Annotated in this window: 1 protein-coding gene; it reads right to left on the minus strand. The window is 57.0% G+C overall.

The window, feature by feature from the left end; translation table 11 throughout:
- Positions 1-314 (minus strand): MATE family efflux transporter (locus P0G09_RS17330; RefSeq protein ID WP_275253293.1); only part of this gene is annotated, 314 nt, incomplete at both ends.

The raw sequence follows: 314 nt of genomic DNA on the forward strand, positions 1-314 counted from the left end.
GGCAGAAATAGAGCATACAGATCTTGCCGTAGGCAATGACCGTTTCATCGCCGGTGAACAGTTGCATGATGGGGTCCTGGAAGGCGAGCAGCAGGATGCCGGTCAGGATGGTGTAAACGATGCACATACCCAGGGTGACAAAGGTGCCCTTTTTGACACGGTCGATCTTGCCCGCACCAAAGTTCTGGCCCACACAGGTGGTGGCCGCCATGCTGAAGCTCAGCACAGGCAGAATGTTGAAGCCATCCACCTTCATATCGGCGGCAAAGCCTGCCATGGCAGCGGCACCATAGCCGTTGACGCTGACCTGCACC

The sequence above is a fragment of the Faecalibacterium sp. DFI.5.82 genome (assembly GCF_029076575.1).
GTDB lineage: Bacteria > Bacillota > Clostridia > Oscillospirales > Ruminococcaceae > Faecalibacterium > Faecalibacterium duncaniae.